The organism is Mesorhizobium sp. Cs1299R1N3, from assembly GCF_037179625.1.
GTDB lineage: Bacteria > Pseudomonadota > Alphaproteobacteria > Rhizobiales > Rhizobiaceae > Mesorhizobium > Mesorhizobium salmacidum.
Window position 1 is genome coordinate 1 of record NZ_JAPYKQ010000088.1, and the last position, 255, is coordinate 255.

Here is a 255-nt window from a genome sequence, read left to right on the forward strand (position 1 = left end):
GATCGACGCTGGCCGTGCCATGGGCGGCGGCGGCGCTCACCGAAAGGGTGTGGCTGTCGCTGGTGTCGACGTCGCTGAAGGTGACCTTGCCGGTCGCGACCTGCGCCGTGGCCGGAAGATCATCGCCCTCCGAGACGTTGCCGGACTGCGCGGCCGAGGTGATCTGCGGCGCGTCGTTGGTGCCGGTGATGGTGATCGCCACCACCTGGGCGACGAGGCCGCCATGGCCGTCGTCGACCTGGACGGTGAAGCTGT

At 69.8% G+C, this 255-nt stretch carries 1 protein-coding gene; it reads right to left on the reverse strand.

Annotated features, from left to right (window positions below; all coding sequences use genetic code 11):
- Positions 1-255 (reverse strand): VCBS domain-containing protein (locus O7B34_RS32080; protein WP_337149761.1); only part of this gene is annotated, 255 nt, incomplete at both ends.